At 55.7% G+C, this 25992-nt stretch carries 21 protein-coding genes and 5 pseudogenes; 5 read left to right on the forward strand and 21 right to left on the reverse strand.

Going from position 1 to position 25992, the window contains the following annotated elements; all coding sequences use genetic code 11:
* Positions 1 to 876: 876 nt before the first annotated feature.
* The 8 genes and pseudogenes from AU509_RS08305 to AU509_RS08335 all read right to left on the reverse strand — a co-directional run bounded on the left by AU509_RS08305 (position 877) and on the right by AU509_RS08335 (position 8377).
* Positions 877 to 1638, reverse strand: a complete 762-nt coding sequence (locus AU509_RS08305) for an amino acid ABC transporter ATP-binding protein (RefSeq protein ID WP_094118118.1) — start codon at positions 1636 to 1638, stop codon at positions 877 to 879.
* An 8-nt stretch (positions 1639 to 1646) separates the two neighbouring features.
* Positions 1647 to 2735 carry an amino acid ABC transporter permease gene (locus AU509_RS08310; RefSeq protein WP_094118119.1) on the reverse strand — a complete coding sequence of 363 codons (1089 nt, stop codon included), beginning with the start codon at positions 2733 to 2735 and terminating at the stop codon, positions 1647 to 1649.
* A 15-nt stretch (positions 2736 to 2750) separates the two neighbouring features.
* Positions 2751 to 3305 (reverse strand): annotated as a pseudogene (locus AU509_RS19060) (ABC transporter permease subunit); the annotation flags it as partial.
* A gap of 71 nt (positions 3306 to 3376) precedes the next feature.
* Positions 3377 to 3929: pseudogene (locus tag AU509_RS19065) on the reverse strand (ABC transporter permease subunit); the annotation flags it as partial.
* 65 nt (positions 3930 to 3994) lie between these two features.
* Entirely contained in the window at positions 3995 to 5005 is a 1011-nt protein-coding gene (locus AU509_RS08320) for an amino acid ABC transporter substrate-binding protein (RefSeq protein WP_409359757.1), read from the reverse strand.
* A 481-nt stretch (positions 5006 to 5486) separates the two neighbouring features.
* Positions 5487 to 6152 (reverse strand): amino acid ABC transporter permease, encoded by a 666-nt coding sequence (locus AU509_RS08325; protein ID WP_085652977.1) that lies wholly within the window; start codon positions 6150 to 6152, stop codon positions 5487 to 5489.
* Positions 6153 to 6177: 25 nt separating this feature from the next.
* The gene (locus AU509_RS08330) at positions 6178 to 6948 is read right to left on the reverse strand and encodes an amino acid ABC transporter substrate-binding protein (protein WP_085652978.1); all 771 of its coding nucleotides are present in this window, start codon (positions 6946 to 6948) and stop codon (positions 6178 to 6180) included.
* Positions 6949 to 7201: 253 nt separating this feature from the next.
* On the reverse strand, positions 7202 to 8377 hold the full coding sequence (locus tag AU509_RS08335) for a uroporphyrinogen decarboxylase/cobalamine-independent methonine synthase family protein (protein ID WP_085652979.1): 1176 nt from the start codon (positions 8375 to 8377) through the stop codon (positions 7202 to 7204).
* A gap of 347 nt (positions 8378 to 8724) precedes the next feature.
* On the opposite strand from AU509_RS08335, the pseudogene AU509_RS08340 reads away from it, so the two are divergent.
* Positions 8725 to 9162 (forward strand): annotated as a pseudogene (locus AU509_RS08340) (RcnB family protein); the annotation flags it as partial.
* A 103-nt stretch (positions 9163 to 9265) separates the two neighbouring features.
* Here the strand turns inward: AU509_RS08340 and AU509_RS08345 are convergent.
* The 13 genes and pseudogenes from AU509_RS08345 to acuI all read right to left on the reverse strand — a co-directional run bounded on the left by AU509_RS08345 (position 9266) and on the right by acuI (position 20934).
* Positions 9266 to 9607, reverse strand: a complete 342-nt coding sequence (locus AU509_RS08345) for a YkvA family protein (protein ID WP_085652981.1) — start codon at positions 9605 to 9607, stop codon at positions 9266 to 9268.
* Between the two features lie 200 nt (positions 9608 to 9807).
* Positions 9808 to 10104 carry a DNA-binding transcriptional regulator Fis gene (gene fis, locus AU509_RS08350; protein ID WP_012883002.1) on the reverse strand — a complete coding sequence of 99 codons (297 nt, stop codon included), beginning with the start codon at positions 10102 to 10104 and terminating at the stop codon, positions 9808 to 9810.
* Between the two features lie 23 nt (positions 10105 to 10127).
* Positions 10128 to 11091: pseudogene (gene dusB / locus AU509_RS08355) on the reverse strand (tRNA dihydrouridine synthase DusB).
* A 372-nt stretch (positions 11092 to 11463) separates the two neighbouring features.
* On the reverse strand, positions 11464 to 12462 hold the full coding sequence (locus AU509_RS08360) for an alpha/beta hydrolase family protein (protein WP_244201003.1): 999 nt from the start codon (positions 12460 to 12462) through the stop codon (positions 11464 to 11466).
* Positions 12463 to 12595: 133 nt separating this feature from the next.
* Positions 12596 to 13483 (reverse strand): 50S ribosomal protein L11 methyltransferase, encoded by an 888-nt coding sequence (gene prmA / locus AU509_RS08365; RefSeq protein ID WP_094118122.1) that lies wholly within the window; start codon positions 13481 to 13483, stop codon positions 12596 to 12598.
* Between the two features lie 9 nt (positions 13484 to 13492).
* Positions 13493 to 14943: pseudogene (panF, locus tag AU509_RS08370) on the reverse strand (sodium/pantothenate symporter).
* The gene (locus tag AU509_RS08375) at positions 14936 to 15175 is read right to left on the reverse strand and encodes a YhdT family protein (protein ID WP_085652985.1); all 240 of its coding nucleotides are present in this window, start codon (positions 15173 to 15175) and stop codon (positions 14936 to 14938) included. The pseudogene panF and the gene AU509_RS08375 overlap by 8 nt, the downstream one beginning before the upstream one ends.
* Before the next feature lie 269 nt (positions 15176 to 15444).
* Complete coding sequence (gene accC / locus AU509_RS08380; protein ID WP_085652986.1) at positions 15445 to 16788, reverse strand: acetyl-CoA carboxylase biotin carboxylase subunit; 1344 nt, start codon at positions 16786 to 16788, stop codon at positions 15445 to 15447.
* 11 nt (positions 16789 to 16799) lie between these two features.
* A complete protein-coding gene (gene accB, locus AU509_RS08385) occupies positions 16800 to 17264 on the reverse strand; it encodes an acetyl-CoA carboxylase biotin carboxyl carrier protein (RefSeq protein ID WP_094118123.1) in 465 nt (154 codons plus the stop codon).
* A gap of 21 nt (positions 17265 to 17285) precedes the next feature.
* Positions 17286 to 17738: a type II 3-dehydroquinate dehydratase gene (gene aroQ / locus AU509_RS08390; protein ID WP_085652988.1), complete on the reverse strand. Its 453-nt coding sequence runs from the start codon at positions 17736 to 17738 to the stop codon at positions 17286 to 17288.
* A gap of 228 nt (positions 17739 to 17966) precedes the next feature.
* A complete protein-coding gene (msrQ, locus tag AU509_RS08395) occupies positions 17967 to 18566 on the reverse strand; it encodes a protein-methionine-sulfoxide reductase heme-binding subunit MsrQ (protein WP_094118124.1) in 600 nt (199 codons plus the stop codon).
* A gap of 44 nt (positions 18567 to 18610) precedes the next feature.
* On the reverse strand, positions 18611 to 19612 hold the full coding sequence (gene msrP / locus AU509_RS08400) for a protein-methionine-sulfoxide reductase catalytic subunit MsrP (RefSeq protein WP_085652990.1): 1002 nt from the start codon (positions 19610 to 19612) through the stop codon (positions 18611 to 18613).
* Positions 19613 to 19956: 344 nt separating this feature from the next.
* Positions 19957 to 20934, reverse strand: a complete 978-nt coding sequence (gene acuI, locus AU509_RS08405; protein ID WP_085652991.1) for an acrylyl-CoA reductase (NADPH) — start codon at positions 20932 to 20934, stop codon at positions 19957 to 19959.
* A gap of 161 nt (positions 20935 to 21095) precedes the next feature.
* On the opposite strand from acuI, the gene csrD reads away from it, so the two are divergent.
* The 4 genes from csrD to mreD all read left to right on the forward strand — a co-directional run bounded on the left by csrD (position 21096) and on the right by mreD (position 25989).
* On the forward strand, positions 21096 to 23036 hold the full coding sequence (gene csrD, locus AU509_RS08410; RefSeq protein WP_094118125.1) for an RNase E specificity factor CsrD: 1941 nt from the start codon (positions 21096 to 21098) through the stop codon (positions 23034 to 23036).
* Between the two features lie 313 nt (positions 23037 to 23349).
* On the forward strand, positions 23350 to 24393 hold the full coding sequence (gene mreB, locus AU509_RS08415; protein ID WP_003855260.1) for a rod shape-determining protein MreB: 1044 nt from the start codon (positions 23350 to 23352) through the stop codon (positions 24391 to 24393).
* A 106-nt stretch (positions 24394 to 24499) separates the two neighbouring features.
* Complete coding sequence (gene mreC / locus AU509_RS08420) at positions 24500 to 25504, forward strand: rod shape-determining protein MreC (RefSeq protein ID WP_094118126.1); 1005 nt, start codon at positions 24500 to 24502, stop codon at positions 25502 to 25504.
* The gene (mreD, locus tag AU509_RS08425; protein ID WP_085652994.1) at positions 25501 to 25989 is read left to right on the forward strand and encodes a rod shape-determining protein MreD; all 489 of its coding nucleotides are present in this window, start codon (positions 25501 to 25503) and stop codon (positions 25987 to 25989) included. Before mreC ends, mreD begins: the two co-directional genes overlap by 4 nt.
* Positions 25990 to 25992 lie beyond the last annotated feature (3 nt).

Here is a 25992-nt window from a genome sequence, read left to right on the forward strand (position 1 = left end):
ATGGTCATGATTCGGGTTCTGCAAGTGTCTCCGTGGCTCATAAGACCGTTGTGATGACCTATTCCTGCTTTCCTGCTCAACGGCTTGCTCCCTTTCCCCATCCTGATCCCATGCTCCCTTGATTCTGCACCTGGACCTATTTATCCCGCCGGTATCAGTCCTGAGTGAGGTTAAACTCTCTTTTGCCCCTGCTTTGTGATGACTCGGTACTGACCACGCCGATGAGGCGTCGCGCGAAGAGTCTGGCGTGAAACGCGAAAGGGCTGCCATGCGGTGGATAAGCCTGCTGATGTCCGCCACCATTCAGACCCAACCCAACCCAACCTCAGACCCAGACGCGGCTACGCCGCGCCCGGTCAGGTCTGCGCTACGTTTTATAATGCTGGCCTGTAAGGTATCTACCGTTGATGCTTGCCGGGGTGATGAGATCGCGGGAGCAAGCCACCGATCGCTAATCACGCTGCCTTCATTCCTGTACATTATGTCTCCCGTGGCCTCTGCGATCCCTGACTTCATCGTTCACACACAAGCTCAAGTTCTTCCCGCCGATCTCTGGTGCCTCCACAGATCGGTAGTGGCCGGTCACTCGATAACTGAGGGACAGCGCATCAGGTGTTTTGGTTCATGGTCACGGATACGGTGATGTGCCATCACTCCCCTTCATCTACCGGTGTGGTATTAACAGGATTATGCGTCTGCTTTATCCACAGAGAATTCAAGGCTATCCACTAGATGAAACCAGACTTCGCTCGCTGGGCGTATGACAAAAAGCGGTTCACATCGCGAGTAGAGACAAGGAATCAACGTGGTGATTGAGCGGAGATTGCATGATCGATAAAACGAGGCTCATGCGCTGAATGAGCCTCCGTAAGAGACTTAATGCAGAATCTGCGCCAGGAAAGCCTGCGTACGTTCTGAGCGGGGATTGGAGAAGAAGATATCCGGTGGCGCCTGTTCGACGATCTCCCCCTGATCCATAAAGATCACTCGGTTGGCCACTGTACGAGCAAATCCCATCTCATGAGTAACGCACAGCATGGTCATACCGTCTTCGGCTAAACCCAGCATGGTATCCAGCACCTCTTTAACCATTTCGGGATCTAACGCCGAAGTCGGCTCATCAAACAGCATGATCTTAGGTCTCATACACAGCGAACGCGCGATGGCGACACGCTGCTGCTGACCTCCGGACAATTGCCCCGGATATTTATGCGCATGGGCCGCAATGCGAACGCGTTCCAGATAATGCATCGCCAGTGCATCGGCCTCTTTCTTCGGCATGCGATGCACCCAGCTAGGCGCCAGCGTACAGTTCTGCAAAACCGTGAGATGCGGAAAAAGATTGAAATGTTGAAACACCATGCCGACTTCCGTTCTGATTTTCTCAATGTTGCGGCTGTCGCTGTTCAGCTCGATGCCATCGACAACAATACGTCCTTTCTGATGTTCTTCCAGATGGTTGATACAGCGGATCGTCGTTGATTTTCCTGAGCCCGATGGGCCACAGAGGACAATACGCTCACCTTGTTTTACCTGAAGGTTAATGTCTTTCAGTACGTGAAACTGACCGTACCACTTATTCACGTTTTCCAGCGTGATCATGTTGTCAGCGGATTGTGTTAACGCATTCTGATTCATGGATGACCTCAATGAGACTGATGTCCGGTATCAAACCGTCTTTCTAAATGTTGGCTATAACGCGACATGCTGAAACAGAAGATCCAGTAGATCAGCGCGGCGAAGACGTAGCCTTCGGTAGACATTCCCAGCCAGGCGGGATCGACCGTGGCTTGCTGGATGCTGCTGAACAGATCGAACAGCCCAATGATGATCACCAGACTGGTATCTTTAAATAGCGAGATAATGGTGTTGACCAGTCCGGGGATAACCATTTTTAGCGCCTGAGGCAGGATGACCAGACACTGCATCCGCCAATAGCCCAACGCCAGCGACTGCGAGGCTTCATACTGCCCTTTCGGCAATGCTTGAAGGCCGCCGCGCACCACTTCCGCGACGTAGGCTGACTGGAACAGAATGACCCCTACCAAGGCGCGCAACAGTTTGTCTATGTTGGTTCCTTCCGTCAGGAACAGCGGCAGCATCACGGATGACATGAATAGAACGGTGATCAGCGGTACGCCGCGCCAGAATTCGATAAATCCAATGCATAGCATACGGACGACGGGCATTTCCGATCGCCGACCAAGTGCCAGTAAGATCCCGAGCGGCAAAGCGCCCGCAATTCCCACGGCGGCGATAATCAGGGTGAGCGTGAGCCCGCCCCATTGGCGCGTTTCTACGTGGGGCATACCGCCAAATCCCCCGGACAGCAGGCCCCAGGCGATGAACGGATACACCACGCACCATCCCGTGATATAACGACCGCGATGCGGCATCGCTTTCCAGAACATGGGGAAAATGCTCAACAGCGCCAGCACCAGCGCGAAATTGATGCGCCAAATCTCTTCGGTGGGGTAGAGGCCATACATAAAGTGGCCGAAGCGAGCGTGGATAAACACCCAGCAGGCGCCTTCACGCGTACAGTCATTACGGGTCGCGCCTAACCAGTTGGCGTCGAAGATCGCCCAGTTCAACAGCGGGGGAAGCCCTTTCCACAGCAGCCACAGACAGAGCAGGGTCAGCAGGCTGTTGGGAAGGCTGGAAAACAAATTACGTCGAGTCCAAGCGATAGCGCTGCTCATCGGCGTTGGGCGATTTGGCGTATGTGAAATCATGGGCACCCAGCTCCTCTAGCGCTCAATTAAGGCGATTTTACGGTTATAGATATTCATCAGCAGCGAAATCAGCAGGCTGATAATCAGGTAGACCGACATCGTCATGGCGATGGTCTCAATCGCCTGACCCGTCTGATTTAAAACCGTACCGGCAAATAGCGACACCATATCCGGATAGCCAATCGCGGCGGCGAGGGACGAGTTCTTCACAATGTTCAGGTACTGGCTGGTCAGGGGAGGGATGATGACGCGCATTGCCTGCGGCAGAATGACTTTGCGCAGGGTGATCGCTTTTGGCAGCCCTAGCGAAAGCGCCGCTTCATGCTGGCCGTGCGCAACCGATTGAATACCGGAACGGATGATTTCGGCGATGAAGGATGAGGTATAGACCGAAAGCGCCAGCGCCAGTGCGGCGAGTTCGGGGATCATGACCAGACCGCCGTTGAAGTTGAACCCACTTAATACCGGAAGTTCCCAGCTCAATGCACGACCGAAGGTGATGTGCGCCAAACCCAGTAGTAACGTAAGGACCAACACTGGCCACGGCCAGTTTCGGCGATAGATGCCGGTTTCACGGTGATGGCGCAAGTTTCTGCGGACGATGATGACGGTCACGATTACCGTAACAACCACAGCGAGAAAGGCCGGGAGGGCGCCGGGGCCGAAATCCGCCGCCGGAATATATAATCCACGGTTACTCAAAAACACCGCATCCAGGGCGCTCACCGCCTGGCGTGGTCCCGGCAGATTGCGCAGTACCGCAAAGTACCAAAAGAAGATCTGCAGCAGCGGCGGAATATTGCGGAACGTTTCAATATAGAAGGTTGATAGCTTGCGCAGCAGCCAGTTGTCAGACAGTCGGGCCAGGCCGACCATAAATCCTAACAGGGAGGCGCAGATAATACAGATGGCTGACACCAACAACGTATTCAGCAAGCCGACGATGAAAACGCGCGCGTAAGTGTCGCCCTGCTGATAGTCGATGAGATGCTGGACAATACCGAACCCAGCGGCGTTATCCAGAAAAGCAAAGCCGGAAGTAATTCCGCGCTGCGCCAGATTGGTGATGGTGTTGTGTAATAGATAGGCGGCGAAAGCCAGTACAGCGACGACCGCGATGATTTGGTAAAGCCAGGCGCGCACCGCAGGATTCGTCAGTGATAAATCACCTTTTACGGTTGGGCGTTGCAGCATGATGAAGCCTCGATAGCGTCAAACGAGAGCACGGCGGTAAAGCCGTGCCCGGTTTACTGGGAAGATTAACGAACGACCGGCGCGTATTGGATACCGCCTTTGGTCCACAATTCATTCAGCCCGCGTTTGATTTTCAACTCGCTGCCCATACCCACGTTGCGTTCAAAGACTTCGCCGTAGTTACCGACCTGCTTAATGATTTTATAAGCCCAATCGGCGGGTAATTTGAGATCTTTGCCGTAATTTCCCTCTTTACCGAGCAGGTGCGCCATATCCGGCGTTGTCGGTTTAGCCTGCATCTGATCGACGTTCTGAGAGGTGATGCCCATCTCTTCCGCATTCAGCATAGCGAACAGGCTCCAGCGTACGATGGAGAACCACTCTTCGTCGCCACGGCGAACGACCGGTCCCAGCGGCTCCTTGGAGATGACTTCAGGCAGCACGATGTATTCGTTGGGATTGGCTAATTTGATGCGCAGCGCGTACAGCTGTGACTGGTCGGAAGAGAGCGTATCGCAGCGGCCGGACTCCAGCGCTTTGGCGCTTTCATCAGAGCGATCGAAGGTCACCGGCGTGTACTTCATGCCGTGAGTTTTGAAGTAGTCTGCGACGTTGAGTTCGGTATCGGTGCCTGCCTGAATACAGACGGTAGCGCCATCCAGCTCTGTCGCGCTTTTCAGCCCGGCTTTGTTGTGAGTCAGGAACCCGATGCCGTCGTAGTAGGCGACGCCAGTGAACAGCATGCCCATACCCGCGTCACGCGAAGAGGTCCATGTCGTATTACGAGACAGCACATCCACTTCGCCTGACTGCAGCGCTGTGAAACGTTCTTTGGCGGTCAGCGGGGTAAATTTCACCTTATTGGCATCGCCGAAGACGGCCGCCGCGACGCCTCTGCAAACATCCACATCAATACCGGCATATTTTCCGCTGCCATCGGCATAGGAAAAACCCGGCAAACCATCGCTGATACCGCATTGGACGAAGCCTTTTTTCTGGATGGCATCCAGCGTAGCGCCAGCATGGGCCTGTTGAATCGCCGCCAAGAGAGAAGCGCCCGCGACCAGCGTAGACATGATCAATTTTTTTATCATCTTATGTGCCTAATGAGTTATGTGCTGTGGTAATGGACGCAGCGTTGCATCCGCCCTGTCTGCCGGCGCCGTCATAGGACATTGTGCCGTGGCGTGATTAAGCAAAACTAATGCCAATCCGTGACAGTCTCTTTCGGGCATAGCGGCGGGATGTTTTGTGAGGCAGCACACAAAATTTAAACTGCATTGCACCAATATAATCACGGTAATAAAAAGTTTGCCTGCTTTTGGTGCGAGACGCCGTGATCGGCGGATTCTGCTGAGTCTCGCGATCTTAATCAGTGCATGGATAGCGGGTTTGTTGTCTTTTTTAGTGCAACTTGTTATTGAATTGCTAGAGGATTTGGCGGAGTGAGGGGAGAAAGACGGTCACGTATAAGGTGGAAAGAAGACTTAAAGATTAAGGGAATGAATGCGTTATTTGGCCCACCGCATCGCGGAAGGCCGGGCGTTAAACGAGCAACTATCGAACGTTATGCCGTTGATAGAAGCTTTCCAGCCGTGTCTGAACTTTGCTCAAAATGGTACAGAACAGCAGGTAAATCATCGCGGCTTCAACGTACATGATGAGCGGTTCATAGGTGACTGAGACGATGCGCTGAGCGGCGAGAAACATCTCCGGCACGGTGATGACGGCCGCCAACGACGTATCTTTGATCAGCGAGATAAAGGTATTCGAGAGCGGGGGCAAGGACACAAATACAGATTGTGGAAAAATGACCCACCGAATGGCCTGAGTGCCTTTCATTCCCAGCGAATAGGCCGCGTTCCACTGCCCCTGAGGTACGGACAGTATGGCTCCGCGGACGATCTCCGAGCTATAGGCCCCGACATTGAGGGTAAAACCGATCAGCGCGGCAGGAAACGCATCCAGGGTGATACCGGCGCTGGGCAGCCCGTAAAAAATCAGAAACAGTTGCACCAGCAGTGGCGTGCCGCGAATTACCCAGACATAAAAATCGGCAATCCATTTCAGCGGACGCGGGCCATACAGCCGGATCAAGGCAACGATAATCCCGACGGCAAGTCCAAGAATGAAAGAGATAATAGCCAGAGGAACGGTGAACTTCAGTCCAGCAGAAAGCAGACTCCAGAAGGAGTCTGCCATGAGTTGTAGCCAGGGTGGCATCTAAAAAACTCCGATATCTTTGCAGTTACTGGGAAACATCTTCCCCGAAGTATCGCACAGAAATCGTTTTATACGTGCCATCCGCTTTGATCTGGTCCAGCGCGTGGTTGATGGCCTCGACCAGCGGGGCTTGTCCCTTACGCACCAGAATGGCGGAAGGATCGCCGCTTTCCGCGGTGGCGGCGACTTTCACTTTGGCATCCGGCTTCTGTTTTTTGAAGTCGAGGAACGACAGATTATCGTTCAGCGTCGCATCGGCGCGGCCGCTCAGCACGAGATCCAGCGACTGGTTAAACCCGTCGGTAGGCACGATGTCGGCGCCATAACGCGTCGCCAGCTTCGAGTAATTGCTGGTCAGGCTCTGTGCGGATTTGTGGCCTTTAAGATCGGCAAACGTCTTGATGGTGGTGTTGTCGTTGCGGACAACCAGCACAGACTTAGCATCGATATAGGGTTTGGAGAAATCGAATTTCACCTGGCGTTCGGGAGTGATGCCGACCTGGTTAACGACGGCATCATAGCGGCCTGCGCTTAGCCCGGCGATCAATCCATCCCAACGTCCTTCAACAAACTCGGCCTTAACGCCGATTTTTTCGGCTACCGCTCGGCCAATTTCCACATCAAAACCGACCAATTTTCCCGATTTATCGTGATAGGTGTAAGGCGCATAGGTCCCTTCCGTGCCGAATTTGATGACGCCCGCAGCCTTGATGGTGCTGAGATCGTCCTGCGCCTGTACCAGAGCACTGGTGACAAGTAACGCGCCAGTCAGTAATGCAACGCTGATTTTTTTCATCGTGGTTCCTACAAAAACGGGGGAGACAACAACCTACATGTTGATGAGGCCGAGCGGCGAGAATCTACGTGATATCACCACGCATTGCTAATCACATAAGGTGATGGTTTATAGCAACAAAGCATAAATATAGTGTGCTGTGGCGGTTTTTTCCACAATGGGGGGCGGTGTCGGTGCGTAGAGCGGGGAAACAAAGAAAAAGGGACGGACAACTCCGTCCCTGTGATCTGGGTGTGATGGCGATGACTGCCCGTTAACCCCAGACGGCGTCAGCGATCTCTTTGACCAACGCGATTTTCGCCCACTGCTGTGCTTCGGTGATCTCGTTGCCTTCTTCTGTTGAGGCGAAACCGCACTGAGTGCTGAGACACAGGCGCTCCAGCGGTAAGAATTGGGCGGCTTCCTTGATGCGATCAATCACCGCCTGCTTGTCTTCCAGTTCGCCGAACTTGGAGGAGATCAGTCCCAGAACAACCTGCTTATCGCCTGATACCTGAGCCAGCGGAGAGAAGTCACCGGCGCGTTCGGTATCAAACTCCAGATAGTAAGCAGCGACATTTTCACGGCCGAACAGCACGCTTGCGACTGGCTGGTAACCACCGCTGGCGGCCCACGAAGAGGCATAGTTGCCACGGCATACGTGCGTCGTCAGCACCAGGTCTTCCGGCGCGCCTTCCACGCTTGCGTTATTGACCTTCAAATACAGCTCGGCCAGCGTGTGGACTTTGCTGCCTTCAACCGGTTCTGCGTGATGACCACAGCCGCAGCCCGTAGAGTTTGGCGTATCGGCACCGCCGCCGCCCGCAAATTTCGGGTCGACCAGCATGCCCCAGGTGCAGTCATCCAACTGTAGATTGCGACAACCTGCGGCATACAGCTCTTTGATAAAGGTCTGGTAGGCGTTAGCGATATCCTGCACCAGCGCCTCTTCAGTCGGGTAAAACTCCAGCGTCTTGGCTTTGTTGTCGGGACGCTGCAGCTCGGCCAGGAACTGTGCGGCGGACGGAACGGTCAGTCGCGGGGTGATACCGGGTTCTGCGAATTGAAGCAGGAATTTGAAATGTTCGATGAACGGATGGTTCTCACCGGAGATCTTCCCGGAAAGGCGCGCCGTTTCCGGACGGGTTTCTTTGTCCGCAAACGCGTAGCCCTTGGCGATGATGGTTTTTTCCACGCCGTTCAGGCCCCACATGAAGTCGAGGTGCCACCAGCTGCGACGAAACTCACCGTCGGTAATCACCTGCAAACCGGCCGCTTTCTGTTTTTCGACCAGTTCTGTGATGGCTTTGTCTTCAACGGCCTGCAGCTCTTCGGCGGAAAGGTTACCCTGGGTAAATTGTGCTCTGGCATCATGCAGATACTGAGGACGAAGATAGCTCCCTACTACGTCGGCACGGAATGGGGCGCGTTGCGTCTGAATGGTTGTCATGAATATAAAATCCCTTCTTAATTATTCTAGTCGACAGAGATTATCATGGAACTAATCCTCCTATTAGATGAAATTCCCTCAACATAATTGAGGGAATTTCATGTTAGCCAACGGGCGGATCTCGCACGAAATCTTCATCGACTACACTGTCTGTATGAACTTTGAGCGGTAAGAAAGGGCGAAAATGACGCGTGGATGTACTGATGTGTTAAGAATTCGCTAAACAGGGTAAAACTAGTTAAGAAAGCACGAATTAAGACATTTCGTTATTCAAGACTGCCGTAGTGTGGACGATAGTGCTGTGTAATCTGCTTACTATAAGGCAGGACCATTCGAGGAAGTCAGTTATGAAAAAAATTACGTTGGCAATGGTAATGACGGTATTTACCGCAAGTAGCCTGCTCTCATCCGTCTCTTTTGCAGCAGGTCCGGATCATCAGGACGGGAAGCAATGGCAGCAGGGGCCGGGAAGCCAACAGCATGGCGGACGCGATGATCATGCTGGCGGTCAGCCTAACCGTGGCGGCCACGGCGAACCGGGTCGGCAGCAGGCTCACGTACAACGTGGCGGCGACCGTGACCACTTCGTTTCCAATGGTCACGATTTCAGAAGGGGCAAACCGGCTCCGAGTCGTTACCGCGGCAACGACTATCGTGTCAACGACTGGCGTGCTCGCGGTTTGAGACAGCCGCCGTCAGGCCAGCATTGGGCCTATATCGATGGCAACTACGTGCTGATTGCAGCCGCTACAGGCGTAATTACCTCGATTATTCTCAACAGCGCCTGCAGCATTAATGCTGACGCGTGCCGGAGAGCATCTCCGGCACGCCTTACCCCGCCTGGTTTCTTCCCGCGTATCGTGAATCTAACTCACTCGGTGCTGATGCTCAGTCGAACCAATCGGCGAGTTTATCGCGTGCCTGCTGTTTGACCTCATCGTTGATATACAGGCTGACGGTGCCTAGCGCGCCGGCTAAAACACCCAGATCGTCGGTAAATCCCACCACCGGCAGCGCATCCGGAATGGCGTCTACAGGCAGCACGAAATACGCCAAAGCAGCGTAGATGGTGGTTTTGGCCCAAACGGGCGTATCAGGCCGTTGCGCTGCGAAGTAGAGCCATAGCGCTTTCTCAATGACCTCGCTCCCGGCTTTTTTGGCGTAGCCGACGATCTTGGTCCAAAAGCGCGTTTCGTTAAAGTCGCCTGCCTGAGTGAACTTGTTTTCCATCGGTATGTCGCTCCCGGTCAGTTGGTTGCCTTGTTCATAGCATGTTGTGGCATCTCATCTTCAACCTGTCGGTCAACGTTTAGCGCCACGCAGATGACGTCATTATGGCAAAGCGCAGGGCAGTCCGGCGGAAAACAGACACAAAAAAGGCGTTGATGATCGCTCATCAACGCCTTGTGAAACACGGATGCTGAACGTAATCAGTTCATGCCGTATTTTTTCAGTTTCTTACGCAAAGTGCCGCGGTTGATACCCATCATCAGTGCTGCACGGGTCTGGTTACCGCGAGTGTATTGCATCACCATGTCCAACAGTGGTTGCTCAACTTCAGCTAGTACCAGCTCATACAAGTCATTCACATCCTGACCGTTCAGTTGAGCAAAATAGTTCTTCAGTGCCTGTTTAACCGAGTCGCGCAGGGGTTTTTGGGTTACCTGAGCCTGAGAGTTTACGGTGGAAACGGTCAGTACGTCAGAATTCACGCGTTGTTCGAACATAGTTCTGTCAGCTCTTTTTCTGTTTACGCAAGATTTTCAAAATATGCCTCCAACGCCTCCAGCTGTTCGCTGGCATCCTCAATGGCGTTGAATGTGCGCCTAAACTGGTCGTCCGGGGCATGTTCCTGGAGATACCAGGAAACGTGCTTACGAGCGATACGGAATCCCTTGCCTTGACCATAAAAGTCATGCAATTCCCGTATGTGCCCGATCAGCAAGCGCTTAACCTCTGCCAGTGGCAAGGGTGGCAGCAGCTCCCCTGTGTCCAGATAATGCTGGATTTCCCGAAAGATCCAGGGTCTTCCCTGAGCGGCCCGTCCTATCATCAGGCATCGGCCCCGGTGTAATCAAGAACCGCTCTGGCTTTATGCGGGTCAGTAATGTCGCCATTCGCAATGATGGGAATGCCGACGGCCTGCTTAACTGTCCGAATGCTGTCGTACTCGGCTTCGCCATTGAACAAGCACGTACGTGTTCGTCCATGGATGGTGAGAGCTGGATACCACAATCTTCAGCCAATCTGGCAATTTGTACACAGTTGCGGTGCTCTGGAGACCAGCCCGTACGAATTTTCAGTGTCACCGGTACGTCTACCGCTTCCACTACCGCCGTCAGGATCTGTTTCACCAGATCAGGATGCTGCAGTAATGCAGACCCCGCCATCTTGCGGTTCACTTTCTTGGCTGGACATCCCATATTGATGTCGATGATCTGCGCGCCGAACTCAGCATTGATGCTGGCGGCCGCGGCCATCTCCCCCGGATCGCTGCCGGCAATCTGCACGGCTCTGATACCAGGTTCATCGCTATGCACCATGCGCAAGCGGGACTTATCCGAACGCCACACTTCCGGATTGGAAGAGAGCATTTCGGACACCGTCATTCCAGCGCCCATCATGTGACAGAGTGCTCTGAATGGGCGATCGCTAATACCAGCCATCGGGGCGGCTATCAAACGATTGGGAAGCTGAAATTGTCCAATGTGCATAGACAAAGAGTGACCATACTGTGTCTGCAAGGGCGCGTATATTACGCATTTTTCACGCGATAGGAAAGGCCAAACTTTGAGCAATTACGCGTAACAGATCAATAAAATGATATTTCGTCAAAAGAATATTTCATTTTACCTATACATATCATGTTGTTATGTCATTTCGTTACCGGTGGACCACACTGTCGACAAAGGTCGATTAGAAGTGAAAAGAACGCGATAGGGCGATGTCAGGGAGCGATTCGTGGGGTAATGAAGGCAATTGGTAGTGAAAAATGCACCATATTCAGCCTAAAGAGGAGCAATCTATCGGTCTGACGACGGCAATAGCGTGCTCCTGATTTCTGTCATCGCAGTAGCGGCTGGTTCCTATTCTTGGTCGGTTTCGTCTATCGCCGCGTCAATTTCCCGGCTGATATGTTCGATGTCAGCGGGGGAAAATTCGATGTGCGGCCGCACCCCGGTATCGTGCAGAATTTTTTGGGCAATGAGACGCGTGACCGGCAGGATGATAGAAAAGTGGTCGCCGCGCGGCACGCTATAGGCATGAAAGGGAACGCCCGCGTTTTGCGCATCCTTCTCCATCTGGGGCAATGAATATTCCCAGTAATTATCGCTGCCTTCGAAATAGTAAGTTGGCGATTTGAGGTGCGTGATAAAAGTGCGAGGCGAGCGCAGGTAAAACTCTCGCGGGTTTTGGGTGTTGAAGGAAGGGCCGACGGCGGTGGGGCCGCGACTCAATCTCAATGCTAAATCAGGCACGCCCCCAAGTGAAAACGCTGCGCGGAAACCATGTTGATACTCGTTTCCCAAAAGCGTCATCGTCCCGCCAGTGCTGTGGCCGACGAGATAGATGCGGTTGGGATCAACGTAAGGAAGTTTAGCCAGATAGTCTCTCGCGGCATGTAAATCGTCAATCTCGCCGTAAAACATCTCGAACTTGCCGGGATTGTCATTTTCCCCGCGCCAGCTTGGCATCATCGTAACGATGCCGGCCTCTGGGAATGCGCGCCCACTTTGATCGTTGTCGGCGTCCTGAGGTTCCCAAAGGAAGCTTCCTATACCGCCATAACCCCCGTGGGCCCACACCACGGCCGGATGCCGCTTGCCATCTTTGGGGTCGGGCGTCAGATAGGCGACCAGTTCGCCCACGGGCGACGGATAATGTATGGTCTTAAACAGCTCCACTGGCGGCGTCTCAGCCTCGCCGTCGCGTTCCAGCGTATCTTTGACGAGCTCGGTCTGAAAACCGGCTCGTGCCTGAGAGAGATCGATATCGCTCAATGGATAGTGCGCGCTAACGGCGAATGTCCCGGCGGCGAAAAGCCCCGCCGCCAGCAGAATGGGTTTCAAGTTGCGATGAATCACTGCAATATTCCTTTTGTCATCAAATAGCCTGACTAACGCTGCGTCATGCGGCGTGTGGTTAAACGGTGGGGAGAGAGGGGTGATAAAGAGGCGGAACGCACGGAATGGCGCCCCGCCAAGGATTCAGGCGCGTTTAGTGCGCCTTTCTGATACCAGTGATCCGGCACCACTCCTCTTTTTCCGCCACAGGATCAAGCTCGAACTTCTCCTGATAGGCTTCAGATACATTGGCGGCCTGTGTCGCCAGCACGCCGGAGAGTCCAAGATGACCACCCGCTTTGGGTAAGTCGCCGATCAGGGGCGCTAATTCTCGCAGAGGACCTGCCAGAATGTTGGCGACGACCACGTCGGCGGATAGCGCTTCCGGCTGGTCTTTCGGCAGATACAGTTCCAGACGCTCAGACACGCCGTTGCGCTGGGCATTATCGCGGCTGGCCTGAATGGCCTGCGGGTCGATATCAATGCCGATAGCGCGGGCGGCGCCCAGCTTCAGCGCGGCGATAGCCAGAATGCCGGAGCCACAGCCGAAGTCGATGACGGTTTTACCTTGCAGGTCGAGACCGTCCAGCCACTGCAAGCACAGCGCGGTAGTGGGGTGGGTGCCGGTGCCGAAGGCCAGACCGGGGTCCAACATCACGTTGACCGCATCCGGATCGGGGATATCGCGCCAGCTGGGGCAAATCCACAACCGTTCGCCGAACTGCATGGGATGGAAGTTATCCATCCATTCACGCTCCCAGTCTTTATCTTCCAACTGCTCGATTTTGTGTTTGAAACCCGTGCCCAGCAGCGGTTCCTGTTCCAGGATCGCGACGACGACCTTCATGTCGGTCTCGGCATCGTACAGGCCGATCACGTCCGTATCGCCCCACAGGCGGGTTTCGCCCGGCAGCGGCTCAAACACTGGCGTATCGTGGGTGTCCTGAAACGTGACAGATACCGCGCCGCTTTCGACCAGCGCGTCTCCCAGGGGTTCGGCATGTGCGCCGGAAGTATTAATTTTGAGTTGAATCCACGGCATAACGGCCTCTTACTTAACGTCGGATGAAGTAACGGCGGCGGGCGCAGCGTGCCCGAACCGGTTACCAATAATAAATGCCAGCAGGCTTAACGCCAGAGCGGGGACGATCGGATGGAATCCGCCCGATTGAATTTTGAAACTGGCCAGCAGGGTATAACAGATCGCGCCCCCTAGCATGGCGCTGAGCGCGCCCGTCGCGTTGGCGCGCTCCCAATACAGTCCGAGCACCAGTGGCCACAGGAATACGGCCTCCAGCCCGCCGAACGCCAGCAGATTAAGCCAGATGATCATTTCAGGCGGACGCCAGGAGGCCAGTACGACCAACAGTCCCAGCACCAGCGTGGTCAGGCTGGACAGGTGTTTAATGTACCTTTCGTCGGCGGCCCGCTGGGGGCGAACGCTGAGATATAAATCTTTTACGATGGTTGCAGACGCCTGTAGCAGATGCGCATTGATGTTGGACATAATCGCCGCCATCGGCGCCGCCAGAAAAATACCGGCGGCCAGCGGAGGCAGCACGGCGATCATCAGCTCAGGCAAAACCTGGTCGGGGATAGTGAGGTTGGGCAGAATCGCTCTCCCCAGCGCTCCGGCCAGATGCATGCCGAGCATCAGCAGGGTAATGACGATGGTGCCGATGATGATGCCGCGGTGCAGCGCTTTGCTATCCCGATAGGAGATACAGCGCACCGCCGTGTTCGGCAGACCGATGACGCCGAAGCACACCAGTAGCCAGAACGAGGTCATGAACGGCCCGGAAAGCACATCGCCGGGACCGTGCGGGGAGACCAGCGCCGGATCGATGTGGCGCAGTTTTTCCACGGCAACGGGCAGGCCGCCCGCGGTATAAATCACGCCGACCACTAACAGTAACGTGCCTACCAGCATCACGATGCCCTGCATGGCGTCGTTGAGTACGCTGGCCCGAAAGCCGCCAAAGGCGGTATACAGCGCGATGGTCACGCCGAAAATCAGCAGTCCGGTGTCGTAGGGAATACCGACCGCCGTTTCGAGCAGACGGCTCCGCCGATAAACTGCACGGCCATGGCGCCGATGAACGCGACCAGCAGACTGAGGCTGGCGAACCAAACTAGCAGCCGGCTGCCGTAACGGGCGTACAACATGTCGTTGAGCGTGATCGCGTTATAACGTCGCGCCAAAATCGCGAACTTTTTCCCCAGAATACTGAGTGAAAGCAGCATGGTCGGCACTTGAATCATCGCCAGCAGCACCCAGCCCAGACCATATTTATACGCGGCGCCGGGACCGCCGATGAAAGAGCTGGCGCTCACATAGGTGCCAATCAAGGTCATGGCCAGAACGAAGCCGCCCATAGACCGGTTGCCGAGAAAATATTCGCGCAGGAAATTGCCCTGCTGGCGGCGGGTATAGGCGTAAACGGACAGCCCGAACACCAGCAGCAGGTAGGCGATGAGGGGAATGACGATCTGGCTATGCATCCTCATCCTCCAGCGAAATATCGCGGAACAGATGGCGGACCATCAGCCAGCAGAGAATGATAAAGACCAGCGGCAGCAGCAGGCACGACATCTCGAACCAGTGCGGCAGTCCCGTGATGCCGGCGTCGTTACCCGGCAGATACGCGGCGGCAATCCACAGCAGTAGGTAACCCAGCGTCAGGCTCAGCGCCCAGCGCGCTTCCCGGTGTGCCTGAAGAAAACGTTTATCCATCTTGTTATACAACCCAATCGGTATTCATCAGTATGGCGTGTGCAAAACAGGGGATTTTACGGGATGTGAGCGCATTGCCTAGCAGGAATTCGCGTCTACGTATGCATGGTGGGGGATAAACAGGCGCGTTTCTGAGTAGAGGAATAGGGAATACGGAGCAGTAATTAGCTGAATAATCGTTATTTTTCTGTTGGCTCGGTGAACTAAAGAACGAGGCCGATCGACTGCCTGAAAGCGGTCGATCGGCCTTTTCTCTCGTCTGCGGGGAATTACTGCAGGCCGAGTTTTTTCTCCAGATAGTGGATGTTAGTGCCACCATGCTGGAAGTTTTCGTCGTTCAGGATCTTCAACTGCAGTTCGATGTTCGTCTTGATGCCGTCGATGATCAGTTCCGCCAGCGCATTACGCATACGGGAGATCGCCACGTCGCGGCTTTCGCCATAGGTAATCAGCTTGCCGATCATGGAATCGTAATACGGCGGCACGGTATAGCCCGCGTAGATGTGCGATTCCCAACGAACGCCAAAGCCGCCCGGCGCGTGGAAACGCGTGATTTTACCCGGGCTAGGCAGGAAGGTGTTTGGATCTTCCGCATTAATACGACACTCGATCGCATGGCCGCGGACATGAACTTCTTCCTGTTTGATCGACAGCGGCAGACCGGCGGCGACGCGCAGCTGCTCTTTGATCAGGTCTACGCCAGTGACCATTTCGGTGACCGGATGTTCTACCTGAATACGGGTGTTCATTTCGATGAAATAGAACTCGCCGTTTTCATACAGGAATTCGAACGTACCGGCACCGCGGTAGTTGATGTCCACGCAGGCCTTCGCGCAGCGTTCGCCGATGTAACGACGCAGTTCGCTGGTGATGCCCGGCGCTGGCGCTTCTTCCAGCACTTTCTGGTGACGGCGCTGCATAGAGCAGTCACGTTCAGCCAGATAGATCGCCTGGCCCTGACCGTCCGCCAGTACCTGGATTTCCACGTGGCGTGGGTTTTCCAGGTATTTTTCCATGTAGACCATATCGTTGTTAAACGCGGCCTTGGCTTCCGCCTTGGTCATGGAAATGGACTGTTCCAGCTCTTTATCGCTGCGTACGACGCGCATACCGCGTCCGCCGCCGCCGCCGGAGGCTTTGATAATCACCGGGTAACCGATGCGTTTAGCAAAGGCGCGGTTCTTTTCCATATCATCGCCCAGAGGACCGTCGGAACCTGGGACGCAAGGAACCCCCGCTTTTTTCATCGCGCTGATCGCGGACACTTTGTCGCCCATCAGGCGAATGGTGTCGGCGCGCGGGCCGATGAAAATAAAGCCGGAACGCTCAACCTGTTCGGCGAAGTCGGCGTTTTCGGACAAGAAGCCGTAACCGGGGTGGATAGCCACCGCGCCGGTGATTTCAGCGGCTGAGATCAGCGCGGGAATGTTCAGATAACTTTTGGTGGACGGCGCAGGGCCGATACACACGGTTTCGTCAGCCAACAATACGTGTTTCAGGTCACGATCCGCCGTGGAGTGCACGGCTACGGTTTTGATGCCCAGCTCTTTGCAGGCACGCAAAATACGCAGCGCGATCTCACCACGGTTAGCGATAACAATTTTATCTAGCATGGTACGCCCCGTTATTCGATGACAACCAGCGGCTCGTCAAATTCAACCGGTTGACCGCTTTCCAACAGAATGGCTTTCACCACGCCTGCTTTATCTGCTTCGATTTGGTTCATCATTTTCATGGCTTCGACGATGCACAGCGTATCGCCGACGTTAACCTGCTGGCCGACTTCCACAAAAGCTTTCGCTTCCGGGCTTGGCGTACGGTAGAAGGTTCCTACCATTGGCGAACGTACGATATGACCGCTGACAGCGGCAGGTGCTGCGGCGACTTCGGCTACCGGCGCTTCGGCCACGGTAGCGGTCAGTGCAGGCTGAGGCTGCATCGGCGCATAGGCCTGTTGCATCATCGGGTAAGCCGGTGCGGCAGGGGAACGGCTGATACGTACTGACTCTTCACCTTCGGAAATTTCCAGTTCGGCGATGCCGGATTCTTCAACCAGTTCAATCAGTTTCTTGATTTTACGAATATCCATGAATGGGGTTCCGTACTCTTGTTAATTGGAGATTGACAGGCGTTTCACCGCCGTCTGTAAAGCGTAGCTATAACCATCTGCCCCCAGGCCACAAATGACCCCGACTGCCACATCGGACAGATAGGAGTGGTGGCGGAAGGGTTCACGTGCGTGCACGTTGGACAGATGAATTTCGATAAAGGGGATGGCGACCGCCAGCAGCGCATCCCGCAGCGCAACGCTGGTATGGGTGTACGCCGCTGGGTTGATCAGAATGAAGTCGGTGTTGCCTCTGGCCTGATGAATGCGGTCGATCAGCGTGTGCTCCGCGTTGGACTGCAGATGCGACAGCTGAACGTTCAGCGCCAGCGCTTCTTGTTCCAATCCGTTAACGATTTCCGTCAACGTGGTATGGCCATACTTCTCAGGCTCGCGGGTGCCCAGAAGATTCAGGTTCGGACCGTTCAAAAGCAAAATGTTGAATTTATCGACCATTATGCTGCTATCTCCCGCGATTCGCTTCGTGCTGCACAAAATAGCGCGAAGCTATTCGTTTGTCACCTTTCTCGGTGCAAATTGTCCGATGCCTAAAAACAAAGTCGGGCATTATAACCATTTCGTTGCAATTAGCAGCCAAATAGTGGCCTTATCTGCGGAGATGATCATCGCGGCTCCGGCGGCGCCTGTACCGGCGCTTTTATCACGCCGTGGTGCCACGTGGCTTCAGCGCCACCACTGGCGAAATTTTTTATAACGCATCAGTAACAAAATGAGGGCCAGAAGAGTATAGAAAATAGGTTGCGGAGACAACGTTTTAACCGACCAAATGTAGTGGATGGGGGCTAGAATAGCGACCAGATAAAGCGCGTTGTGTAATTTTTGCCAGCGGGATCCCAACTTACGCATCATCGCTTGCGTAGACGTCAGCGCCAGTGCCAGCAGGATGATCCAGCTGACGATGCCGAGTGTGAGGTAGGGCCGGGAGAACAGCTCGCTGACCAGCAGCGAAAGATGACTCAGTCCTAATTCCAGCAGCGCATAGCTTGTCAGATGCAGCGTTGCCCAGGCGAAGCACCACAGGCCGACGGGGCGTCGGCAGCGCATCAGCAGCGGCTGTTTGCCGTAGCGGGCCAGCGGCGCTATCGCCAGTGTGGCCAAGAGCCATTTCAGCGCGGTTCTGCCGGTAAAATGCTGGATATCCTTCGCCGGATCGGCGCTCAGCCATCCCTGACTTACGGTCAGAAACAGCCACAGTAACGGCAAAATTCCCGCCAGATGAATCAGCACTTTGATCCAAAACAGATGTTGGGGTTTCAAACGCATTCGACGCTGACTCCACGTGTTGGGCACGATCGTGCTCGTATCATTCAGAAGTTCGCCCGCAAATCCAGACCTCGGTACAGCGAGGCCACCTGGTCGGCATATCCATTGAATAGCAGGGTCGGTTGCCGCTGTACATCGAGAATACCGCCCGCGCCGATCACACGTTCCGTCGCCTGTGACCAGCGCGGGTGGTCGACGTGCGGATTCACGTTAGCGTAAAAACCGTACTCGTTCGGCGCCGATAAGTTCCAGGTGGAGGGGGGACGATCGTGAGTAAAACGGATTTTCACAATGGATTTGATGTTTTTGAAGCCGTACTTCCACGGCGCCATCAGCCTCAGCGGCGCGCCGTTCTGCGGCGGCAGCGTTTTGCCGTAAACGCCGACGGCGATCAACGTCAGCGGATTCATCGCCTCATCCATCCGCAGCCCTTCGACGTAGGGGTAGTTCAACCCCCCGCCGATAAAGCTGTCCTTCTGCCCTGGCATCTGTTCGGGATCGTAGAGCGTCTGAAAAGCGACATAGCGTGCGTTGCCGGTCGGATTGGCGAAGGCGATCAGTTGGGAGAGAGGGAAACCAATCCACGGGACGACCATCGACCAGGCTTCGACGCAGCGGAAGCGATAAATGCGCTCTTCCAGCGTGAAGCGCCTGAGAATATCATCCATATCCAGCGTGATGGGTTTGGCGACTTCGCCGTCGATCTCGATTTTCCAACCTTCTGTTTTCAGGCCGCCCGCGTTGGCCGCCGGGTCCGCTTTATCCAGTCCGAACTCGTAAAAGTTGTTGTATCCGGTGACTTTGTCTTCCGGCGTCAACGGCAGATTCAAGCGCCAGTCCGGCGGCTGATTGAAGGTGAGCGGCTTGCCGGGAGACGCCTTGGGCCGTTGGTCACCTTTGATCCAGGACAGCAGGTCTGCCTGCGCGGACATCGGCAACGAGAGGCTTGCGGTCGTGATGCCCAGAAATTTCAGTAGCCGGCGGCGCTGGTGGAATAGGGTTTCCGGTGTGACATCAGCTTCGGTCGGCGTGCGATTTTTTTTCATGGTCTTCCGCCTTTATGCCAGTGTAGTGACTTGACGCGCGGCGCACAGAACGTGTGCCGCATGATGACTGAGATCCATCTCCGCGGGTGTTGGAACGTCGTGTGTGAGTAAAACGAGGCGAGCGCCGTGAGTAAACGGGTCCTCCCCAATGTTTCTAAGCCGTTTCCCACGGCTCCGCGTCACAAGGATAGGTCGCACGCTCCCAATAACGCGGTTCTTAATGTATAGATGATTCTGCCGCGCAGAGATTCGGCGTTAACAAGAAAATTTTTTCGGGGTCTGCGCGCTATAAGCAAAGACCACCCGGGATAGGGTGGTCTGCAGAGAAGGGGCTTCGGGCGAATTTAACGCAGTTTCACCAGTGTCCGACCGGTTACGCGGTTAGCGATGAGATCGGCCGCGGCGGCGGGAACCTCTGCCAATGAGATCTCTTTGGCGATCTGTTCATAGAATGACGCGGGCAGCAGTTCGGCCAACCGTTTCCAGGCTTCTTGACGGCGCGGCGGCGGCGCCATGACAGAGTCCACCCCCTGTAACCGTACGTTGCGCAGAATGAACGGCATGACGGTGGTTGGCAGCGCGATACCGCCAGCCAGACCGCAGGCGGCGACCGTCGCGCCGTAATTCATCTGCGCGAGCAGCGTCGCCAGCACGTTATCGCCCACGGTATCGATAGCGCCGGCCCAACGCTGCTTCTCCAGCGGACGCGGCGCGGCGGTGAATTCCTGTCGGTCAAGCACCTGCTCTGCGCCCAACTGCCGCAGATAATCGGCGTTTTCCGCTCGACCGCTCAGTGCGGACACCTGATACCCCAGCGCGTGGAGCAGGGCTATCGCGGTGCTGCCCACGCCGCCGCTGGCGCCGGTGACGATAATCTCGCCGTCCGCAGGCGTGACGCCGCCATCTTCCAATGCCATGACGCACAGCATGGCGGTAAATCCTGCGGTGCCTATGATCATGGCCTGACGTGCCGAAAGTCCTTCGGGCAGCGCAACCAGCCAGTCGCTATTCACTCGAGCCGACTGCGCCAGTCCGCCCCAATGATTTTCGCCAACGCCCCAGCCGGTCAGAATGACAGGCTGACCGACGGCGAAGGCGGCATCGTCGCTGTTGAGCACGGTGCCCGCGAAGTCAATGCCGGGCACCATCGGAAACTGGCGGATGATTTTGCCTTGGCCTGTGATAGCCAGTGCATCTTTATAGTTGATGCTCGACCAGGATACATCGACAGTCACGTTCCCTTCCGGCAGTTGCGTCGGGTCGATGGTACGGACTTCAGACACCGTTTTACCCTGGTGCTGTTCGAGAATCAGAGCCTGCATAGCATTACCTCCTTTTGGGGAGCGAACAAATAGGTAGAGGGAAATCAGGTAATGACTATATTGGTAATAGACATGACATGCACTGATAAACCGCAAGGGACAGGCGCCTGTCCCGGTGCCGCATTAATCCGGTTATAGCCGTAGGAGTGAAAGACCCAAGGATGAGATTGACCACCAAACTTTCGATGCTGATGACGACGCTGACCCTATTGGCCATCGTACTGATGTTCGTCAGCAGCATCTCCAGCTTCGTTTACTACGGTCAGAAACGCATGGAGCATCAACTTAAAGCGGTGGCGACCAGCGTCGATCAGGCGCTGCTGTTGAACTCGCCCAGCGAGATCATCGCATGGCTGCCGCCGGTGATGAGGAGCCTGGGGATTGTCGAGCTGGAAATCCAGCAGGGGTTGGACAGCAGCGATGTCGTCAGCCTGCCGGAAGACAAGCCCGATGACCGGACGATTATGTATCGCCGGGCGCAAATGTCGCTCATGCAGCATCCCAATATCTCGCTGAAAATAATCTACGTCGATCCGCTGATGGGCTCCCCGCGTTATCTGTTCTCGTTTCTGTCCGTTATGGTGGTGATGCTGGTGATGTCGGTCGCCATCTTTTATGCCGTGCGCTGGCTGCGGCGGCAGATGGCAGGGCAGGAGCGGCTTGAAGAGCGCGCGCAGCGTATTCTCTACGGCGACAGCGAAGTGGTGCCGCACGGCTCCGGCCGCGAATGGCCGGTCAGCGCCAGCGGCGCGCTCGACAAGTTGTTGGGCGATTTAATGGAGGCCCGGGAAGCCAAGGGACGGGTGGATACGCTAATCCGCGCCTTTGCCGCACAGGACGCGGAGACCGGTTTGAATAACCGGTTTTTCTTCGATAATCAACTGGCGACGCAGCTGGAGGATCCGGAGTCCGTCGGCACGCACGGCGTGGTGATGATGGTCCGACTGCCGGATTTCGAGACCCTGCAAGGCACTCACGGTTATGACAGTTCGCTGGCGGAGTACTGCGCGGCGCTGATTAATCAGCTCGCGTTGTTCGTTCGGCGCTATCCGGCCGCACTGTTGGCCCGCTATCACCAGAGCGACCTCGCCGTGCTGCTGCCGCATCGTACGTTAAAAGAAGCGGACGGCATCGCCGCACAGATGGTGCGGGACGCTGAACGCCTGCCCGCGCCGTCTTGCATCGATAAAGACGATATTTTACATATCGGCATCTGTGCCTACCGTAGCGGTCAGCGAGTGGATCAGGTTATCGAAAACGTGGAGGACGCCACTCGCCATGCGGTATTGCAAGGCGGCAGCGGCTGGTGCGTCTTCGATCGTCGAGTGCCGGAAAAAGGGCGAGGGAGCGTAAAGTGGCGGACGCTACTGGAAGAGACGCTGTCCCGCGGCGGCCCGCGTCTCTACCAAAAACCGGCGATAACCTGCGAAGGTTGGGTGCATCACTACGAGCTCAGCAGCCGTATCGATGACGGCACGCAGGAACTGCTGGAGGCGGAATATATGCCGCTGGTGCGTCAGCTCGGCCTCACCGCCAGCTATGAACGGCTGTTGGTCACCCGTACGCTGGCGCTGCTAGCGGATGATGCCGACGTCACGCTGGCGATCCCCATCACCGTGGATTCCTTGTTGCAACCTTCATTCTTGCGCTGGCTGTGCGAAACGCTGCAACAGAATACTCCGGAGCAGCGTCGCCGTTTGCTGCTGGAACTGGCTGAGGCCGACGTCTGTCAGTACCTCGGACGTCTTCGCCCGGTGATTGCCGAGCTGACCGGATTGGGTTGTCGACTGGTGGTGGCGCAGGCCGGTCTGACGCTGGTGAGCAGCGCCTATATCAAGTCGCTCCCAGTCGAAGTGATTAAGCTGCATCCGGGACTGGTGCGCGGCGTCGATCAGCATCCAGAGAATCAACTTTTTATCCACAGTCTGACCGAAGCCTGTGTGGGGACAAAGACGCGCGTTTGCGCCGTCAGTGTTCGTACTCGGGAAGAGTGGCTGACGTTATTGGATAAGGGCGTTCGTGGCGGTCAGGGCGCATTGTTTGCCAACTCGGCACCCGCTGGGAATACGCTGAAAAAATATTCACAGCAGTTCCACGTTTAATGTGAATGTCCGGCCCGATTTAGCGTAGAATGAGCGCGCCGTGGAGAGCATGTCGTTACTGCTGATATCACCGCGAAAATGTTAGATTTTATGTCCGTTGTCGGCGCAAATTTTCGGGATTGTGCGCGGCCAGTCTAGATGCCGCCTGAGGGTACCCCCCTCCATGAGTGACATGCCTAACCCAAATTTGTGCGACATACGTCTTTTTCACCGTAGCAGAGCCTGTTCGCGCCTTGTCGCTGCTGCGTGTGGTTGGTAAAGTAGGCGGATTTTATTTATTTCCGCCCCCAGCTTGCAGGATTATCCTTTAGTTATGTTTAAGAAATTTCGTGGCATGTTTTCCAACGACTTGTCCATCGACCTGGGTACCGCCAATACCCTGATTTATGTAAAAGGACAGGGCATTGTACTGAACGAACCTTCCGTGGTGGCGATTCGCCAGGACCGCGCCGGTTCTCCGAAAAGTGTTGCCGCAGTAGGCCATGACGCCAAACAGATGTTGGGTCGTACGCCGGGCAATATCGCGGCTATCCGTCCGATGAAGGATGGGGTGATTGCCGATTTCTTCGTGACTGAGAAAATGCTGCAGCACTTCATCAAACAGGTGCATAGCAACAGCTTCATGCGCCCCAGCCCGCGCGTGTTGGTCTGCGTTCCCGTCGGAGCGACCCAGGTTGAGCGTCGCGCCATCCGTGAATCCGCACAGGGTGCGGGCGCGCGCGAAGTGTTCCTGATCGAAGAGCCTATGGCGGCGGCTATCGGCGCGGGACTGCCGGTGTCTGAAGCCACCGGCTCCATGGTGGTGGATATCGGCGGCGGTACAACGGAAGTGGCGGTGATCTCCCTGAATGGCGTGGTCTACTCCTCTTCAGTCCGCATCGGCGGCGACCGCTTCGACGAAGCAATTATTAATTACGTTCGCCGCAACTACGGCTCGCTGATCGGCGAAGCGACGGCGGAACGCATCAAGCACGAAATCGGCTCCGCCTACCCGGGCGATGAAGTCCGTGAAATCGAAGTGCGTGGTCGTAATCTGGCTGAAGGCGTGCCGCGTGGTTTCACGCTGAACTCTAACGAAATCCTTGAAGCTCTGCAGGAGCCGCTGACCGGTATCGTCAGTGCGGTCATGGTCGCGCTGGAACAGTGTCCGCCAGAGTTGGCGTCCGACATTTCTGAACGCGGCATGGTGCTGACCGGCGGTGGCGCACTGCTGCGCAACCTGGATCGTCTGCTGATGGAAGAAACCGGCATTCCTGTGGTTGTCGCTGAAGATCCGCTGACCTGCGTTGCGCGTGGCGGTGGTAAAGCGTTGGAAATGATCGACATGCATGGCGGCGATTTGTTCAGCGAAGAATAATCCGGCCTGCCAGAAATAAAGAAGGGGGAAACCGTATGGATGAAGGTTTTTTGAGTTCATCCCGTCTGGTGGCCCCCTTTTTCTTTGTCGAGGAATACGCCATTTTATGAAGCCGATTTTTAGCAGGGGACCCTCCCTGCAACTGCGACTTTTTCTTACCGTCATCACCGCGATTGTCATCATTGTTGCTGACAGCCGGCTCGGTACGTTTGTCAAAATCCGCACCTATATGGATACCGCCGTCAGCCCGTTCTATTTTCTGGCGAACGGCCCGCGCGCGGCGTTGGACAACGTGTCGGCCAAGCTGACCTCCCGGGAGCAGCTGGAGCGCGAGAATACGGCGCTGCGTCAGGAACTGCTGTTGAAGAACAGCGACCTGTTGCTGCAAGGACAGCTCAAGCAGGAGAACGCGCGGCTGCGCGAACTGCTGGGCTCCCCGCTGCGTCAGGACGAACACAAGATGGTGACGCAGGTTCTTTCCGCCGGGATTGACCCCTATAGCGATCAGGTGGTGATCGACAAAGGCGCCGTCAACGGCGTGTATGAAGGCCAGCCGGTCATCAGCGATAAAGGCGTCGTCGGACAGGTGATCGCCGTTGGGCAACTGACCAGCCGCGTACTGCTGATTTGCGATGCCTCGCATGCGCTGCCGATTCAGGTGCTGCGTAACGACATCCGCGTGATTGCCGCAGGTAACGGTTGCACGGAAGATTTGCAGCTGGAGCACTTGCCGAACAATACCGATATTCGCGTCGGAGATGTGCTGGTCACGTCTGGTCTGGGGGGACGCTTCCCCGAAGGCTATCCCGTGGGCGTCATTTCTTCGGTAAAAGTCGACACTCAGCGTGCCTATACTGTCATTCAGGCGCATCCCACGGCGGGACTGCAGCGTTTGCGCTATCTTCTCCTATTGTGGGGAGGGGATAACGACGCCCACGCGGCAATCTCACCTCAGGAAGTGCAACGGGTGGCGAACGAGCGCCTGATGCAGATGATGCCGCATGTGCTGCCGTCGCCTGACTCGATGGGACCGCCAGCGCCCCCGGCAAATGCCGCTCCTTCGACGGACAGCGCCCCCGCGGGCGGTCGTGCGCCGGGAGGCGAGCAATGAACCGTTATCGTCGCAACGGCAACTGGATTATCTGGCTGTCGTTCCTGATAGCGCTGGTGCTGCAAATTATGCCGTGGCCGGATGAGATCTATATGTTCCGTCCCTCCTGGCTGACGTTGCTGCTGATTTACTGGGTGATGGCGCTGCCGCACCGGGTGAATGTAGGAACCGGCTTCATTCTGGGGATCATCACCGATTTGATTCTCGGCGCGACGCTGGGCGTGCGCGCACTGGGGCTAAGCATCGTGGCCTATCTGGTGGCGTTTCGCTTCCAGCTCTTCCGCAATATGGCGCTGTGGCAGCAGGCGCTAATCGTGATGCTGCTGTCGCTGTTGCTGGATCTGTTGATCTTCTGGGCCGAGTTTCTGGTTCACGATGTGGCGTTCCGCCCGGAAGTGCTGTGGAACTGCGTGGTTGATGGCGCGCTGTGGCCGTGGCTGTTTCTACTGATGCGGAAAATCCGTCGTCAGTTCACCGTACAATAGAGG

Source organism: Lonsdalea britannica (genome assembly GCF_002111595.1).
Lineage (GTDB): Bacteria > Pseudomonadota > Gammaproteobacteria > Enterobacterales > Enterobacteriaceae > Lonsdalea > Lonsdalea britannica.

What these genes read in the sequence shown, in the direction of transcription:
- AU509_RS08305 (WP_094118118.1), bottom strand. Translation starts at nt 1,638, where the DNA reads ATGAATCAGAATGCGTTAACACAATCCGCTGACAACATGATCACGCTG.
- AU509_RS08310 (WP_094118119.1), bottom strand. Translation starts at nt 2,735, where the DNA reads ATGATTTCACATACGCCAAATCGCCCAACGCCGATGAGCAGCGCTATC.
- AU509_RS08320 (WP_409359757.1), bottom strand. Translation starts at nt 5,005, where the DNA reads ATGTCTACGCTGGTCGCGGGCGCTTCTCTCTTGGCGGCGATTCAACAG.
- AU509_RS08325 (WP_085652977.1), bottom strand. Translation starts at nt 6,152, where the DNA reads ATGCCACCCTGGCTACAACTCATGGCAGACTCCTTCTGGAGTCTGCTT.
- AU509_RS08330 (WP_085652978.1), bottom strand. Translation starts at nt 6,948, where the DNA reads ATGAAAAAAATCAGCGTTGCATTACTGACTGGCGCGTTACTTGTCACC.
- AU509_RS08335 (WP_085652979.1), bottom strand. Translation starts at nt 8,377, where the DNA reads ATGACAACCATTCAGACGCAACGCGCCCCATTCCGTGCCGACGTAGTA.
- AU509_RS08345 (WP_085652981.1), bottom strand. Translation starts at nt 9,607, where the DNA reads ATGGAAAACAAGTTCACTCAGGCAGGCGACTTTAACGAAACGCGCTTT.
- fis (WP_012883002.1), bottom strand. Translation starts at nt 10,104, where the DNA reads ATGTTCGAACAACGCGTGAATTCTGACGTACTGACCGTTTCCACCGTA.
- prmA (WP_094118122.1), bottom strand. Translation starts at nt 13,483, where the DNA reads ATGCCGTGGATTCAACTCAAAATTAATACTTCCGGCGCACATGCCGAA.
- AU509_RS08375 (WP_085652985.1), bottom strand. Translation starts at nt 15,175, where the DNA reads ATGGATAAACGTTTTCTTCAGGCACACCGGGAAGCGCGCTGGGCGCTG.
- accC (WP_085652986.1), bottom strand. Translation starts at nt 16,788, where the DNA reads ATGCTAGATAAAATTGTTATCGCTAACCGTGGTGAGATCGCGCTGCGT.
- accB (WP_094118123.1), bottom strand. Translation starts at nt 17,264, where the DNA reads ATGGATATTCGTAAAATCAAGAAACTGATTGAACTGGTTGAAGAATCC.
- aroQ (WP_085652988.1), bottom strand. Translation starts at nt 17,738, where the DNA reads ATGGTCGATAAATTCAACATTTTGCTTTTGAACGGTCCGAACCTGAAT.
- msrQ (WP_094118124.1), bottom strand. Translation starts at nt 18,566, where the DNA reads ATGCGTTTGAAACCCCAACATCTGTTTTGGATCAAAGTGCTGATTCAT.
- msrP (WP_085652990.1), bottom strand. Translation starts at nt 19,612, where the DNA reads ATGAAAAAAAATCGCACGCCGACCGAAGCTGATGTCACACCGGAAACC.
- acuI (WP_085652991.1), bottom strand. Translation starts at nt 20,934, where the DNA reads ATGCAGGCTCTGATTCTCGAACAGCACCAGGGTAAAACGGTGTCTGAA.
- csrD (WP_094118125.1), top strand. Translation starts at nt 21,096, where the DNA reads ATGAGATTGACCACCAAACTTTCGATGCTGATGACGACGCTGACCCTA.
- mreB (WP_003855260.1), top strand. Translation starts at nt 23,350, where the DNA reads ATGTTTAAGAAATTTCGTGGCATGTTTTCCAACGACTTGTCCATCGAC.
- mreC (WP_094118126.1), top strand. Translation starts at nt 24,500, where the DNA reads ATGAAGCCGATTTTTAGCAGGGGACCCTCCCTGCAACTGCGACTTTTT.
- mreD (WP_085652994.1), top strand. Translation starts at nt 25,501, where the DNA reads ATGAACCGTTATCGTCGCAACGGCAACTGGATTATCTGGCTGTCGTTC.